This is a genomic window from Streptomyces sp. NPDC028711, from assembly GCF_055565415.1.
The window spans coordinates 396,935-411,847 of the sequence record NZ_JBVHUJ010000001.1 but is presented as its reverse complement, the minus strand read 5'-3'; the positions used below and the strand labels follow the sequence as shown (position 1 = coordinate 411,847).

Sequence of the window (14,913 nt, the reverse complement as noted above, 5' to 3'; positions counted from 1 at the left end):
GAGACAAATCAGCGAGCCTACAGTGCTGGCACCCTACCCGCGCAGCACGAGAGCCTGACCGGCGACCACGACGACGACCTCCTCGCACTCGTCGGCGAACGCCGCGTTCAACCGGCCCAGCTCGTCGCGGAACCGCCGCCCGGCCGCCGTCGCCGGCACCACCCCGGAACCGACCTCGTTCGTCACCGCCACGACCGTGCGGCGCGTCGCCCGCACCGCCGCGACCAGCTCCGCCGTCCTCTTCCGCAGCGCCGTCTGCCCACCGGCCGCCCACCGCTCGTCGTCCCAGGCCTCGACCCGGTCCATGGCGTCCGTCAGCCACAGCGACAGACAGTCGACGAGCAGCGCGGGACCGTCCTCCTCCAGAAGCGGTACGAGGTCACAGGTCTCGGCGGTACGCCAGGAACCCGGCCGCCGCTCCTTGTGCAGGCCCACCCGCTCCGCCCACTCCGGGTCGCCCTCCCGGCTCCCGCCCGTCGCCACGTACAGCACCTCGGGGAAGGACTCCAGACGCCGCTCCGCCTCCACGGACTTCCCCGACCTGGCCCCGCCGGTCACCAGGGTCCGCCGGGGCACGTCCGGCACCTCGTGGTACTCGCCCACGTACAGCGTCGTCCCGTCCGGCACGGCCCGCGCCCCCGCCGCCGCGAGCCGCCGGTCCAGCTCGGCGCCCGTCGGCACGTCGTGGTCCAGATGCACCGCGATCACCTCGGTCGCCGGGCCGACCGCCCCGGTCGCCCGCAGCCGGGCGAGCCCGTCCGGGCGGCCCGTCACATCGGCGACCACCATGTCGTACGCCACCCGGTGGTTCTCCGGAAGCCCGGCGACGGCCCCGCCCGGCGGCAGATAGAGCAGCCGCTCGCCGTCCGCCGACGTCACCTCGTACCCGGTACCGGGGGAGTCCATCGGAACGGCCCGCACCCGGTGCCCGGAGATCAGCGTCAACTCCCGCCCGTCCGGCACCCGCCCCGCCGTCGGCAGCCCGGCGGGCACCTCGACGGCCGGCCCGTCGTGCGGATGGGTCAGCAGAACCTGCCGCACCCCCACGAGCGAATGCCCCGAACGGGCGGCGGCCAGAGCGGCCCCCGGGGTCAGATCGAGCAACAGGGCCCCGTCCACGAGCAGCGCCGTCGCGGCGCGGACCCGCGGCCCGCGGGACAGCGCGCACACGGCGCAGGGGCAGTCGGGACGGGGGAGCCCGAGCGGGGCGCCGGTGCCGAGCAGAGTCAGTTCCACCCTCAGATCCTCCCGCGCCCCCGCGAGCCGTGCGCGCCCGGCTACGCTGCGGGCAGGAAACCGATCATCCGGTGAGCGCCAGGAGGCGGACATGGCATGGACGTGGCGGTTCGAGAAGTCCGACGGCACGGAGGTCGAGCCGGTGGTGACTCCGGAGGAGTTCACCACCCAGGGGGACGCGGAAAGCTGGATCGGCGAACACTGGCGTGATCTCCTGGGCGGCGGCGCGGACCAGGTGACGCTGTCGGAGGACGGGACGAAGATCTACGGCCCGATGCCCCTGAACGCGGAGGGCTAGAACACCCGGCGCCCCTGTCGTGGGCATCAGCTCCACGGTGCCGATGCCCACCTCGGCCGCCGCCCCGTTGTGGGCACGCACTCCTCCGGAGTGCCGCCGCGCCGCGCCCGTAGCGGGCACGTCCGCGCAGCCACCCACCCCCGTTGTGGGCATTCGTTCCGCTGGGGCGGAACGGGTGGGCACAACGGACGGCGCCCCTTGCCGGGCCCAGGCCTCCGGGCCTGTACCCGCACCCGTTGTGCGGCGCGAGTGGTGGTGCGGGTTAAGGCGCAAGGGGCGGAGGCGCCTGCCAAAGGGCGCAGCGCTCAGGCGCCCCAGCCACCCACGCGTGCGCCCCGCAGGGCACGCGCCCGGCTACATCTCGCCCAGCGTGACCTGCGCCCGCCCCGTCGTCGCCCCCCGCACATACACCACCGTCACCCTGTCCCCCGGCCGGTGCGAGGCCAGCGCCTCCGACAGGGACGTGATCGTCGTGATGTCGGCGTCGCCGAGCCGGGTGATCACATCCCCCGGCTTCAGACCCGCCCGCCCCGCCGCTCCGTTCGCCGGCGCCTCGACCACGGCCACACCCGCCGGCTCGTAGTCGTCGTCGAGCACCGTACGGCCGGTGATGTTCAGGGCCGCCCGCCCCGAGTCCGTCACCTTGCCGTCCTTGACGATCTGGTCCGCGACGGTCCGTACCATCGACGCGGGGATCGCGAACCCGATCCCGGGCGCCGACCCCCCGCCCATCTCCGGGTCGGTCGCCGCGAGCGTCGGGATGCCGATGACCTCACTGTCCAGGTTCACGAGCGCGCCCCCGCTGTTGCCGGGGTTGATCGCGGCCGACGTCTGGACCATGTCGCCGATGGTCGCGCCCGTGCCCCCGCCCGCCCGTCCCTCGCTGACCGTGCGGCCGGTCGCCGAGACGATGCCCTGGGTCACGCTGCCGGAGAGACCGAGCGGCGATCCCATCGCGAGCACGATCTGACCCATGTCCACGGCCGCCGAGTCCCCGAACTTCGCCGGCTTGAGCCCCTGCGGCAGCGATTCGAGCTTGATCACCGCGAGGTCCTGCTCGGGATACGAGGAGACGAGGCGGGCGGTCACCGGCTGCCCGCCCGTCGCGGCGGTGACCTTGAAGGTCTTCTCCTGGCCGACGACGTGCGCGTTGGTGACGATGTGCCCCTTGTCGTCGTAGACGACCCCGGAGCCGAGGCTGTTGGCCGCGTCGATCTGCACGACCGAGGGCAGGACGTTCTTGATGACGGCCCGGTAGTCGTCCTGGAGCTCGTTCGCGGCGAGCGGCGCCGCCGCCTGGGTGGAGCGCTCCGGCGCGGGCGTGTCGCCGGCGGAGGCGGAGCAGCCGCCGACGAGCGCGACGGCGCAGACGACGCCGGTCAGGGAAAGGTGGAGACGTGGGGCGCGGGCACGGGATACGTCCATGTCCGGAGTATCCGTTTCATCCCCGCACCGGGCCCGACGAACGCACCCGATCAGGGGTGCGGCACCCGGCGCACGACACCGCTCTCAGCCCCGTACCCCGCACAGATGCAGCAGCGCCGCCACCCGTCGGTACGGCTCCGTGCGCCCCGCCCGGTCCTCGGCGGCGAGCAGCCGGTCCAGGTCCTCGGCGGCCGGCAGGCCCGTACCGGCCGGGACGCCGTCCGTGAAGACCCGCACCCCGTACCAGGCGTGGAGCGGCGCCGCGATCCCCGCCAGCGTCGCCGTCAGCGCGTCGAGCCGGTCGGCCCGCACCTTCACGCCGAGGTCGTCCGTGTAGACGTCCGAGTCGAAGCCCGAGAGCGCACCGGCCCAGTCCCCGGCGAGCCCCGGCCGCATGGCGAGGGCGTCCGCGTTCCGTACGACCAGGGACAGCAGCCCGCCGGGGGCCAGCATCCTGGCCAGGCCCGCGAGCAGCGCGTCCGGCTCGTCCGCGTACATCAGCACGCCATGGCAGAGGACCACGTCGAAGCTGCCGGGCAGGAAGTGCACCCCGGTCTCGCGGCCGTCGCCCTCGATCAGCCGGACCCGCTCGCGGATGCCGGCGGGCTCGGTCGCAAGCGACTCACGGGCCGCTTTGAGCAGCTCGGGATCGGCCTCGAGGCCGGTCACCGTGTGCCCCGCGCGCGCGAGGCGCAGGGCCTGCGTGCCCTGGCCCATGCCCGCGTCGAGGATCCGCAGCCGCTGCCCCACGGGGTAGCGGCCGGATATCTGCTCGTCGAGCTGACGGGCGACGATCTCCTGCCGGATGGTGTCGCGCAGCCCGCCGGACCCGGCCGGCCAGTGCGCGACGGCGGGCAGCACAGGACCGCCCGCCTCCGACGTCGCCGCACCGAAAGCGGGCTCGACGGGTTCCGAACTGTCGGCGCTCAGGGCCGCTCTCCGCGCTTGACCTGCGGCTTCGGCAGTCGAAGCCGGCGCATCTGCAGCGTGCGCATCAGGCCGTACGCGATGGCGCCGCGCTTCGGCTCGTTCGGGAAGCGCGTGGCCAGCTGCTTCCGCAGACGGAGCCAGATGCCGATCGAGTCGATGACGATCAGGATGATCACACCGAGCCACAGGAGCAGCGAGATGTTCTGCAGCGACCGGTTGGTGTTGCCGAACAGCGACAGCACGAGGATCACCACGGCCATCGGCAGGAAGAACTCGGCGATCACGAACCGCGAGTCGACGAAGTCGCGCACGAAGCGACGGACCGGTCCCTTGTCGCGGGTCGGCAGATAACGCTCGTCGCCACTGGCCAGCGCCTCGCGCTGGCGGGCCAGGTCGGAGCGGCGTGCCTCGCGCTGGCGCTTGGCGGCCTCCTTGCGGTCGGTCGGCACCGTCACGGCACGCCGGCGCTGGGTCTGCGCCTCGCTCCGCTTGGGTGTCGGGCGGCCCTTGGGGGCCTCGGGGTCGCGGGGCTGCTTGGTGGAGAGGTCCGCCGTCACCTTGTCGGTGGGGGCCTTCTCGTCCTTCGAACGGCTACGGAACACAAAACCCAAGGGTACGGGGTGGTGGGCATGAACCCCATGCCGGGCGGGAACGATCCGCTAACGGACTGCGTCTTCGGCGGTACGTACGGGAGGACGGGCGCGGTCTCCCTGAGATCCGTCTACTCCCTGCGCGGGAGGGAGAGCCGCGCGACGTCGTCCTTGGGGAGGAGCGCATCCCGCTCCGAACAGTGCGGTAATGGAGACAGGGCCCGTACTGTGGATCCTGTCGAAGAGCTGGAGCCGAAGTCCGTCAGAAGGGGGCGCGCGAAGCCCATGAGCGGTGTCATGAAGCGTATGGGGATGATCTTCCGCGCGAAGGCGAACAAGGCCCTTGACCGGGCCGAGGATCCGCGCGAGACGCTCGATTACTCCTACCAGAAGCAGCTGGAGCTGCTGCAGAAGGTGCGGCGGGGCGTCGCCGACGTCGCCACCTCCCGCAAGCGGCTCGAACTCCAGCTGAACCAGCTGCAGGGCCAGTCGTCCAAGCTGGAGGACCAGGGCCGCAAGGCGCTGGCGCTCGGCCGGGAGGACCTGGCGCGTGAGGCGCTGTCCCGCCGCGCCGCGCTCCAGCAGCAGGTCAGCGACCTGGAGGTGCAGCACCAGACGCTGCAGGGCGAGGAGGAGAAGCTCACTCTCGCCGCCCAGCGTCTCCAGGCCAAGGTCGACGCCTTCCGCACGAAGAAGGAGACCATCAAGGCGACCTACACGGCGGCCCAGGCGCAGACCCGGATCGCCGAGTCCTTCTCCGGCATCTCGGAGGAGATGAGCGACGTCGGTCTCGCGATCCAGCGGGCCGAGGACAAGACCGCCCAGCTCCAGGCGCGCGCGGGCGCGATCGACGAGCTGCTCGCCTCGGGGGCGCTCGACGACCAGTCCGGCCTCGCCAAGGACGACATCCAGGCGGAGCTGGACCGGCTCTCCGGCGGTACGGACGTCGAGCTGGAGCTCCAGCGCATGAAGGCGGAGCTGGCCGGCGGCCCGTCCGCGCAGCAGCAGGCGCTCGAGGGCGGTGGCGCGGCCGCGCCGCAGGACCGCACTCAGCAGCAGCAGTCCCACCCGCGCTTCGAGAAGTAGGCGACAGACAGGACGCGTCATGATCGTACGGATCATGGGGGAGGGCCAGTGGATGCTGGCCGACAGCCACTTCGTCGAGCTGAACAGGCTCGACGACGAGCTGCTCGAAGAGATGGAATCGGGGGACGGGGAAGGGTTCCGGCGCACGCTGGGCGCCCTCCTGGACGCGGTCCGGCGGCTCGGTGAGCCACTGCCGGACGAGGCGCTCGAACCCTCGGAGCTCATCCTCCCCGCGCCGGACGCGAGCCTCGACGAGGTGAGGGAGCTGCTCTCCGACGACGGCCTGATCCCAGGCTGACGCGACGACCGGTCCCCGGTGTCCCGCCACCCCGCACGCGGGGGAGGCGGGACTCCGCGTTTCCGGGGCCCGGCCCCCGAACCCGGGGCGGTACGGCACCCTTCGGTACGACCGTCCGGACCCCGTACCGTTGTCCCCCGTGACCCCCACCGGCCCCGCCACCGGCACCCTCCACGTCCGTCTTCGTGACTGGTTCCGCGGGCATCCGCTCGCCTTCGACGCCACGATCGCGTTCGGCGCGCTCGTGTGCATGATCGCCGGGTCCTTCACCGACCCGCACGGCGGTCCGGACGGGGGGCCGACCTTCGGCGACCACGCGCCCGACGCGTGGAGCGTGCTGATCATGGTCGCCGGGGCCCTCGCGCTCGTGCTGCGCCGCCGGCACCCCTTCCGGGTGCTCTGCTTCACCGTGACGGTCAGCCTCTTCGAACTGATCAACGACACCCGGCCCGCCCCCATCGCCATGAGCGCCGTCGTCGCGCTCTACACGGTCGCCTCCCGCACCGACCGGCCCACCACCTGGCGCGTCGGGCTCGTCACGATGGCCGTGCTCACCGCCGCCGCCATGACCTTCGGCCCGACCCACTGGTACGCGCAGGAGAACCTCGGTGTCTTCGCCTGGACCGGCATGGCGGCCGCCGCGGGGGACGCCGTCCGCAGCCGCCGGGCCTTCGTCGACGCGATAAGGGAGCGGGCCGAGCGGGCCGAGCGGACCCGCGAGGAGGAGGCCGGGCGGCGGGTCGCGGAGGAACGGCTGCGGATCGCCCGTGACCTCCATGACGTCGTCGCCCACCACATCGCCCTGGTGAACGTCCAGGCCGGTGTCGCCGCCCATGTCATGGACAAGCGTCCCGACCAGGCCAAGGAGGCCCTCGCGCACGTGCGGGAGGCCAGCCGTTCCGCGCTCGACGAACTCCGCGCCACCGTGGGCCTGCTCCGCCAGTCCGGCGACCCGGAGGCCCCCACCGAACCGGCCCCAGGCCTCGCCGTCCTCGACGGGCTCCTCGACAGCTTCCGCAAGGCCGGGCTCCCGGTCGCCCTGGCCCGTACCGACGGGGAGAAGCCGCTGCCCGCGACCGTCGACCTCGCCGCGTACAGGATCGTGCAGGAGGCCCTGACCAACGTCCGCAAGCACGCGGGACCGGACGCCGAGGCGGAGGTGAGCGTCGTCCGGGTCGGCCGTACGGTCGAGATCACCGTCCTCGACAACGGCAGGCCCCCCGCCGACCAGGACCCCGCACCCGCCGGCGGCCACGGTCTGCTCGGCATGCGGGAACGGGTCGGCGCGCTCGGCGGCACCCTGACCGCCGCACCCCGGTACGGCGGCGGCTTCCGCGTCCAGGCGATACTGCCCGTGACGTCCCGTACGGGGGAGGACACATGACCATCCGGGTGCTGCTCGCCGACGACCAGGCCCTGCTGCGCAGCGCCTTCAAGGTCCTGGTGAACTCCGAACCGGACATGGAGGTCGTCGGCGAGGCCGCCGACGGCGCCCAGGCCGTGGCCCTCGCCCGCTCGGAGCGGGCCGACGTCGTCCTGATGGACATCCGGATGCCGGGCACGGACGGACTCGCCGCCACCCGCATGATCACCGCCGACCCGGAGCTCTCCGACGTACGGATCGTCATGCTGACCACCTTCGAGGTCGACGAGTACGTCGTGCAGTCGCTGCGCGCCGGCGCCTCGGGCTTCCTCGGCAAGGGGGCCGAGCCCGAGGAACTGCTCGGCGCGATCCGGATCGCCCACGCGGGCGAGGCGCTGCTGTCCCCGGCCGCCACCAAGGGCCTGATCGCCACGTTCCTCGCGCAGGGCGGCGGCGCGGCGCCCCTGGGCGAGGAGGTCGGGGCCCGGACCGAGCGGCTCGCCGCACTCACCGCCCGGGAGCGCGAGGTCCTCGTCCTCGTCGCGGGCGGCCTGTCCAACGACGAGATCGCCGAGCGGCTCGACGTCAGCCCGCTCACCGTGAAGACCCACGTCAACCGGGCCATGGCGAAGCTCGGCGCCCGCGACCGGGCCCAGCTGGTGGTCACCGCCTACGAAACGGGACTGGTACGTCCGAGGGTGGAGTGACCTGCGGCTCCGGCGTACTCCAGACGCGGTATGCGGCGGATAAGGATGTGGACCCGGGGGCCGAGGACTTCCGGCCGCCGATGGCAGATCGTATGAACGGGGGGCGCCTCCGGCGGATCCAGCGGGTCCGGGCCGGGGTCCTGGCTGCTCCCGCCTGTCGACGAGTACGCCACAGAAGAGAGACCCCATGTCCTGGCTGTCCAGATTCAGCCTCGCGCAACGGGCCCTGATCGGGCTGATGTCCATCATCGCGATCGTGTTCGGGGCGATCGCGATCCCGCAGCTCAAGCAGCAGCTGCTCCCCTCGATCGAGCTGCCCATGGTCTCGGTCCTCGCCCCCTACCAGGGCGCCTCTCCCGATGTGGTCGAGAAGCAGGTCGTCGAGCCCCTCGAAAGCAACCTGAAGGCCGTCGACGGCCTCACGTCGGTCACCTCCACCGCCTCCGAGGGCATGGCCGTCGTCATGGCCTCCTTCGACTACGGCGACGAGTCGACGAAGCAGCTCGTCGCCGACGTCCAGCAGGCCGTGAACCGCGCCCGCGCGCAGCTCCCGGACACGGTCGACCCGCAGGTCGTGGCCGGCTCGACGGACGACATGCCGACCGTCGTCCTCGCGGCCTCCTCGGACAAGGACCCGCAGGCCCTCGCCGACCTGCTCGAACGGACCGTGGTGCCCACCCTCGAGGGCATCGACGGAGTCGCCCAGGTCTCCGTCAGCGGCGTCCAGGACCTCCAGGTCTCCGTCACCCCGGACGAGCGGAAGCTCGCCGCGGCCGGACTCAGCACCATGAAGCTGGCCGAGGCCCTGCGCTCCGGCGGCGGCACGATGCCCGCCGGCTCCTTCGCCGAGGACGGCAAGAGCCGCACGATCCAGGTCGGCGGCGGCTACACCTCGCTGCGGCAGATCGAGGACCTCCGCATCCCCGCGGCCGTCCCCGGCAAGGGCAGGGCCGTGCGCCTCGGCGACGTGGCCACCGTCCGCCAGGAGGAGTCCCCGCGCGCCTCCCTGACCCGTACCAACGGCAAGCCCAGCCTCGCCGTCATGGCCACCATGGACGAGGACGGCAGCGCCGTCGCCATCTCCGACGCCGTCGCGGAGAAGCTCCCCGGGCTGCGCCAGGACCTCGGCGCCGGCGCCGAACTGACCGTCGTCTCCGACCAGGGCCCCGCCGTCGCCAAGGCCGTCTCCGGACTCACCACCGAGGGCGCGCTCGGCCTCGTCATGGCCGTCCTGGTGATCCTGGTCTTCCTCACGTCGATCCGCTCGACCCTGGTGACCGCCGTCTCCATCCCGCTCTCGGTCGTCCTCGCCCTCATCGTGCTGTGGACCCGCGACCTCTCGCTCAACATGCTGACGCTCGGCGCGCTCACCATCGCCATCGGCCGGGTCGTCGACGACTCGATCGTGGTCCTGGAGAACATCAAGCGTCACCTCGGCTACGGCGAGGAGCGCCGCGAGGCGATCCTCACCGCGGTCCGCGAGGTGGCCGGCGCCGTCACCTCCTCCACCCTCACCACCGTCGCCGTCTTCCTGCCGATCGGCCTGGTCGGCGGCATCGTCGGCGAGATGTTCGGCTCCTTCTCGCTGACGGTGACGGCCGCGCTGCTCGCCTCGCTGCTCGTCTCCCTGACCGTGGTCCCCGTCCTCTCGTACTGGTTCCTGCGCGCCCCCCAGGGCACCCCTGAGGACCTCGACGAGGCCCGCAGACTGGCCGAGGAGAAGGAGGAGAAGAGCCGCCTCCAGCGCCTGTACGTGCCGGTCCTGCGGTTCGCGACCCGGCGCCGGCTCGCCAGCCTGGGCATCGCGCTCGCCGTCCTGGCCGTCACCCTCGGCATGACCCCGCTCCTGAAGACGAACTTCTTCGAGCCGGGCGACCAGAAGGTCCTCAGCGTCAAGCAGGAGCTGGCTCCCGGCACCAGCCTGGGCGCCACCGACGAGGCCGCGAAGAAGATCGAGAAGCTGCTCGCGGAGACCGAGGGCGTCAAGGACTACCAGGTCACCATCGGCTCCTCCGGATTCATGGCGGCCTTCGGCGGCGGCACCGGCTCCAACGAGGCCTCGTACCAGGTGAGCCTGGAGGAGTCCGCCTCGTACGAGAAGGCCCGGGACGACATCGAGAAGGGCCTCGGAGCCCTCGACGGGATCGGCGAGACCACCCTCACGGCCGGTGACGGCTTCGGCAGCCAGGACCTGAGCGTGGTCGTCAAGGCCGCCGACCCCGAGGTCCTCCAGAAGGCCTCCGAGCAGGTCCGGTCGGCGGTCGCCGGCCTGAAGAACGTCACCGACGTGCAGAGCGACCTCGCGCAGTCCGTGCCGCGCGTCTCCGTCACGGCGAAGCCCGCGGCCGCCGACGCCGGATTCGACTCCGCCTCGCTCGGCATGGTCGTCGCCCAGGCCGTCCGCGGCACCCCGGCCGCGAAGGCGACCCTCGACGACAGCGAGCGGGACGTCCTCATCACCTCGGCCCGCCCGGCCACCACCCTGGCCGAGCTCAGGGCGCTGCCCCTCGGCCCGGTGAGGCTCGGTGACATCGCCACCGTCGAACTGGTCCCCGGCCCGGTCTCCATGACCAGGATCGACGGCGCCCGCACCGCGACGGTCACGGCCAAGCCGGTCGGCGACGACACCGGCGCGGTGAGCCTCGACCTGACGAAGAAGATCGCCGCGCTCGACCTGCCGGCGGGCGCCACGGCCACCATCGGCGGTGCGTCGGAGGACCTGGAGGAGGCCCAGCTCAGCCTGGCCCTGGCGATGCTCGCGGCCATCGCGATCGTCTTCATGCTGCTCGTCGCGACCTTCAGGTCGCTGATCCAGCCGCTGATCCTGCTGGTGTCGATCCCGTTCGCGGCGACCGGTGCGCTCGGTCTGCTCATCGTCACCGACACCGCGATGGGCGTCCCGGCGATGATCGGCATGCTGATGCTCATCGGCATCGTCGTCACCAACGCGATCGTCCTGATCGACCTGATCAACCAGTACCGCGCCAAGGGCCTGGGAGTCGTCGAAGCGGTGATCGAGGGCGGCCGGCACCGGCTGCGCCCGATCCTGATGACCGCCCTGGCGACGATCTTCGCCCTGCTGCCGATGGCCCTCGGCGTCACCGGCGAGGGCGGCTTCATCGCCCAGCCGCTGGCCGTGGTCGTGATCGGCGGCCTGATCACCTCGACGCTCCTGACGCTGCTCCTCGTCCCGACGCTCTACGCGATGGTGGAGCTCCGCAAGGAGCGCCGCGCGAAGAAGAAGGCGGCGAAGCGGAAGGCGAAGGCCAAGGGGAAGGACGACATGACGCACAACCCGGAGCAGCCGGACGTCACCCCGATCGACGCGGGTCTGCTCGACATCCTGGACTGAGTCCCGGTACGTACGGCGAAGGGCGCCCCGCGATCGTGCGGGGCGCCCTTCGGCGTGGGCGAGGGAGAACCACCACGGCGGAGAACCACCATGGCGGAGAACCGCTGCGGCAGAGAACCGTTACGGCAGAGCGAGCATCCGCTCCAGGGCGAGCTTGGCGAAGCTCTCCGTCTCCTTGTCGACCTGGATCTGGTTGACGAGGTTGCCCTCCGCCAGGGACTCCAGGGTCCACACCAGGTGCGGCAGGTCGATGCGGTTCATGGTCGAGCAGAAGCAGACCGTCTTGTCGAGGAAGACGATCTCCTTGCCCTGGTCGGCGTAACGGTTCGCCAGGCGGCGGACCAGGTTCAGCTCGGTGCCGATGGCCCACTTGGAGCCGGCCGGGGCCGCCTCCAGGGTGTTGATGATGTACTCGGTCGAGCCCACGTAGTCGGCGGCGGCGACGACCTCGTGACGGCACTCGGGGTGGACGAGCACGTTCACGCCGGGGATGCGCTCGCGCACGTCGTTCACCGAGTCCAGCGAGAAGCGGCCGTGCACCGAGCAGTGACCCCGCCACAGGATCATCTTGGCGGCGCGCAGCTCCTCGACGGTCAGCCCGCCGTTCGGCTTGTGCGGGTTGTAGAGCACGCAGTCGTCCAGGGACATCCCCATGTCGCGGACGGCGGTGTTGCGGCCCAGGTGCTGGTCCGGCAGGAACAGCACCTTCTCGCCCTGCTCGAAGGCCCAGTTCAGGGCCCGCTCGGCGTTGGACGAGGTGCAGATCGTGCCCCCGTGCTTGCCGGTGAAGGCCTTGATGTCGGCCGAGGAGTTCATGTACGAGACGGGCACGACCTGCTCGGCGACGCCGGCCTCGGTCAGCACGTCCCAGCACTCCGCGACCTGCTCGGCGGTGGCCATGTCGGCCATCGAGCAGCCGGCCGCGAGGTCGGGCAGGACGACCTTCTGGTCGTCGCCGGTCAGGATGTCGGCCGATTCGGCCATGAAGTGCACACCGCAGAAGACGATGTACTCGGCCTCGGGCTTGGCCGCCGCGTCACGCGCGAGCTTGAAGGAGTCGCCGGTCACGTCGGCGAACTGGATGACCTCGTCGCGCTGGTAGTGGTGACCGAGCACGAAGACCTTGTCCCCGAGCTTCTCCTTGGCCGCGCGGGCGCGCTCCACGAGGTCCGGGTCGGAGGGCGACGGCAGATCGCCGGGGCACTCCACGCCGCGCTCGCTCTTGGGGTCGGCCTCGCGGCCGAGCAGGAGCAGGGCGAGCGGCGTCGGCTGTACGTCGAGTTCATGACGGGCTTGGGCCGTGGTCACGTCACGCACCCTTTCTTCGGGGAGCCTGCGGGGGATGCTTTTCGTCGAAATGACGCTATCTATCATAACCGCTTCACGTCACGTTGACGATGTCCATAGTGTCGATGTGACGAATTCGCCGTCCCCGGACCTCGGCCGCACCGTCCCCGCAGCTGGACAGGGTGTGCGAGCATGAAAGAAGAAACACCCCACTCGGCCCGGAATGAATCCGGGGCACCGTCGGTTGCAACCGTCGGCAAGCAGTCTCCGTACACACCGGGAGAGAAGCAGATGTCCGTATCGGACGAGAAGACCACTGTCAGCGACGGCATCCTCCTGTCCGACGCCGCCGCGGCCAAGGTCAAGGCCCTCCTCGACCAGGAAGGCCGCGAGGACCTGGCCCTGCGCGTCGCCGTTCAGCCCGGCGGCTGCTCCGGCCTGCGTTACCAGCTGTTCTTCGACGAGCGCTCGCTCGACGGCGACGTCGTGAAGGACTTCGACGGCGTCAAGGTCGTCACCGACCGCATGAGCGCCCCGTACCTGGGCGGCGCCTCGATCGACTTCGTCGACACCATCGAGAAGCAGGGCTTCACCATCGACAACCCGAACGCCACGGGCTCCTGCGCCTGCGGCGACTCGTTCAGCTAAGGCGCAGCGGCCGGGCGGCATCGACCTGTCGGTCGGGCCGTACCGGCTCAGGCGCACACATGAGGGCGGCGGCCCGGGATCTCCCGGGCCGCCGCCCTCATGTGTACGTCCCGGCCGGGTCAGCGGCGGGGCACCGCCTCCCCGCTCGCCCCGTCGACCACCGGCCGTGAACCGAGCGGAGCGTCCAGGGTCACCGTCTTCGTGATCTCCACGGCGATCGCGATGCACACCTTGTCCGGGTCGGTCGGAGCCTCCGACACCCGTACGGTGACCCGGTCGGCGCGCTCCTGGGCCGTGACGGTGTACGTGCTGCACACCCCGCCCCAGAAGGTGACCGTCAGCTTCCGGCCGGACTCGTCCGCCCGGAACGACTCGATCTGCCGTACCGGCGCCGTACCGTCCTCGGGAGACGGCGTCGGGGTCGGCGAGGGCTTCGCCGGCGGCGTCAGGAACTCGGGCGCCACCGCCGTCCGCACCACCGTGTACGGCGCTCCGTCCGCCGGGTCCGCCGTGAACAGCCACGACGGTACGAGCAGCCGCCCGCCGTCCACGTCCTGCGCGGCCAGGCCCAGCACGGCGGCCGTCACCGGCACCCGGTCCGGGGCCACCCCGTCCACGATCGTCTCGCAGGGCACGGCCGGCTCGGCCTGCCCGGGGGCCGGCGTCCGGTCCGGCCTGCCCGCGGAGGGCACGTCGGCGGCCGGCGGCGCGGTGGCGCAGCCCCCGATACCGATCGGGCCGGTGCCCTTCGAGTCCTCGTTCAGTTCGGCGAGCGCCTTCGCCGCCCCGATCACCGGATACACGGCGCCCTCGACCGGCTCCTTGAGCATCCCGCTCCCGGCGACCGTCCGGCCGTCCCGCGCGATGTGCAGCCCGGTGGACCAGCCGTGGGTCGGCAGCCCGCCGATCACCGGTTCCGCGTTGACCACCCGTACCGAACCGTTCATCACCTGGCTCGCGGAGACCTTCGCGTCGTCCTGGCCGAGCGCCTTCAGGACGGGCGCGGCCGCCGCCTTCGCCGCGGCCTCGCTCAGCGGCGTACCGCCCGGCGAGGGCTTCGTCTCCCCCGGCGGCGGGCAGGCCTTGCCCTTGAGGCAGGTGTCGCCCGCGGGGCCGCCGTCGTACCAGGAGTACGTCCAGTTCCCCGGCGCCTTCCGCGCCACGTCGAGGCGGGGCCCCGAACCGTCCTTCTCGGGCCGGATCGTCCAGACGTCGCCGACCAGGGAAGGGCTCCCGGAGACGCCCAGGGCTTCGGCCAGCCTGGTCACCTCCGCCGAGGTGACCAGGCCCTCGGGCCGGTGGACCGCGGCCGAGGAGGGCCCCTGGGGGAGTGGGCCCTCGGCTGTGTAGACGGTCCCGTCCGGGCCGCCTCCGGGGTCCGGCTCGCCGGGCGCGATCCCGGGGCCGCCCCGCGTACCGCCTTCGGCGTCCGTACCGCCGGTGCCGCCGCCCAGGTTCAGCGGCGGGGGCGGCGGCCCGCCCGCGTCCGCGGCCTTCGTGGCCGCGCCGGTGCCGTCACCGGACGCCGTGGTGGCCAGATAGACACCACCGCCTCCGGCGAGCAGCACACCCGCCGCCACCGAGGCGGCCAGGACATTCCGCCGCCTCCGTACGTTCTCCGTACCGCTCACCGCAACGCTCCCTCGTCTCGACCGGACGCCGATGGGACGGAGCGGACGGGCCGACGGTTCCG

At 72.1% G+C, this 14,913-nt stretch carries 13 protein-coding genes; 7 read left to right on the top strand and 6 right to left on the bottom strand.

Annotated features, from left to right (window positions below; translation table 11 throughout):
• Nucleotides 1-33 precede the first annotated feature (33 nt).
• A complete protein-coding gene (locus tag ACZ4VK_RS01860) occupies nucleotides 34-1,236 on the bottom strand; it encodes a bifunctional adenosylcobinamide kinase/adenosylcobinamide-phosphate guanylyltransferase (protein ID WP_468347413.1) in 1,203 nt (400 codons plus the stop codon).
• A gap of 91 nt (nucleotides 1,237-1,327) precedes the next feature.
• Here ACZ4VK_RS01860 and ACZ4VK_RS01855 point away from each other — a divergent pair, with 91 nt between their 5' ends.
• Complete coding sequence (locus tag ACZ4VK_RS01855) at nucleotides 1,328-1,534, top strand: hypothetical protein (protein ID WP_030205728.1); 207 nt, start codon at nucleotides 1,328-1,330, stop codon at nucleotides 1,532-1,534.
• A 354-nt stretch (nucleotides 1,535-1,888) separates the two neighbouring features.
• Here ACZ4VK_RS01855 and ACZ4VK_RS01850 read toward each other — a convergent pair whose 3' ends face one another.
• From ACZ4VK_RS01850 to ACZ4VK_RS01840, 3 genes are all read right to left on the bottom strand, one after another.
• Nucleotides 1,889-2,959 (bottom strand): S1C family serine protease, encoded by a 1,071-nt coding sequence (locus ACZ4VK_RS01850; RefSeq protein WP_468347411.1) that lies wholly within the window; start codon nucleotides 2,957-2,959, stop codon nucleotides 1,889-1,891.
• Nucleotides 2,960-3,043: 84 nt separating this feature from the next.
• Nucleotides 3,044-3,820 carry a class I SAM-dependent methyltransferase gene (locus ACZ4VK_RS01845; RefSeq protein ID WP_468347409.1) on the bottom strand — a complete coding sequence of 259 codons (777 nt, stop codon included), beginning with the start codon at nucleotides 3,818-3,820 and terminating at the stop codon, nucleotides 3,044-3,046.
• Between the two features lie 65 nt (nucleotides 3,821-3,885).
• The gene (locus ACZ4VK_RS01840; protein ID WP_468347407.1) at nucleotides 3,886-4,491 is read right to left on the bottom strand and encodes a DUF3043 domain-containing protein; all 606 of its coding nucleotides are present in this window, start codon (nucleotides 4,489-4,491) and stop codon (nucleotides 3,886-3,888) included.
• A 273-nt stretch (nucleotides 4,492-4,764) separates the two neighbouring features.
• Between ACZ4VK_RS01840 and ACZ4VK_RS01835 the strand changes: the two genes are divergently transcribed.
• From ACZ4VK_RS01835 to ACZ4VK_RS01815, 5 genes are all read left to right on the top strand, one after another.
• Complete coding sequence (locus ACZ4VK_RS01835) at nucleotides 4,765-5,565, top strand: PspA/IM30 family protein (protein ID WP_468347405.1); 801 nt, start codon at nucleotides 4,765-4,767, stop codon at nucleotides 5,563-5,565.
• A 19-nt stretch (nucleotides 5,566-5,584) separates the two neighbouring features.
• Nucleotides 5,585-5,863: a PspA-associated protein PspAA gene (gene pspAA / locus ACZ4VK_RS01830; protein ID WP_468347403.1), complete on the top strand. Its 279-nt coding sequence runs from the start codon at nucleotides 5,585-5,587 to the stop codon at nucleotides 5,861-5,863.
• Between the two features lie 139 nt (nucleotides 5,864-6,002).
• Complete coding sequence (locus tag ACZ4VK_RS01825) at nucleotides 6,003-7,247, top strand: sensor histidine kinase (protein WP_468347401.1); 1,245 nt, start codon at nucleotides 6,003-6,005, stop codon at nucleotides 7,245-7,247.
• Nucleotides 7,244-7,933, top strand: a complete 690-nt coding sequence (locus ACZ4VK_RS01820) for a response regulator (RefSeq protein ID WP_468347399.1) — start codon at nucleotides 7,244-7,246, stop codon at nucleotides 7,931-7,933. The genes ACZ4VK_RS01825 and ACZ4VK_RS01820 overlap by 4 nt, the downstream gene beginning before the upstream one ends.
• 187 nt (nucleotides 7,934-8,120) lie before the next feature.
• A complete protein-coding gene (locus ACZ4VK_RS01815; protein WP_468347397.1) occupies nucleotides 8,121-11,285 on the top strand; it encodes an efflux RND transporter permease subunit in 3,165 nt (1,054 codons plus the stop codon).
• A gap of 120 nt (nucleotides 11,286-11,405) precedes the next feature.
• Here ACZ4VK_RS01815 and nadA read toward each other — a convergent pair whose 3' ends face one another.
• Complete coding sequence (nadA, locus tag ACZ4VK_RS01810; protein WP_389683056.1) at nucleotides 11,406-12,602, bottom strand: quinolinate synthase NadA; 1,197 nt, start codon at nucleotides 12,600-12,602, stop codon at nucleotides 11,406-11,408.
• A gap of 261 nt (nucleotides 12,603-12,863) precedes the next feature.
• On the opposite strand from nadA, the gene ACZ4VK_RS01805 reads away from it, so the two are divergent.
• Nucleotides 12,864-13,220 (top strand): HesB/IscA family protein, encoded by a 357-nt coding sequence (locus ACZ4VK_RS01805; protein WP_015033024.1) that lies wholly within the window; start codon nucleotides 12,864-12,866, stop codon nucleotides 13,218-13,220.
• 119 nt (nucleotides 13,221-13,339) lie between these two features.
• Here ACZ4VK_RS01805 and ACZ4VK_RS01800 read toward each other — a convergent pair whose 3' ends face one another.
• Nucleotides 13,340-14,851: a hypothetical protein gene (locus ACZ4VK_RS01800; RefSeq protein WP_468347395.1), complete on the bottom strand. Its 1,512-nt coding sequence runs from the start codon at nucleotides 14,849-14,851 to the stop codon at nucleotides 13,340-13,342.
• Nucleotides 14,852-14,913: the final 62 nt, after the last annotated feature.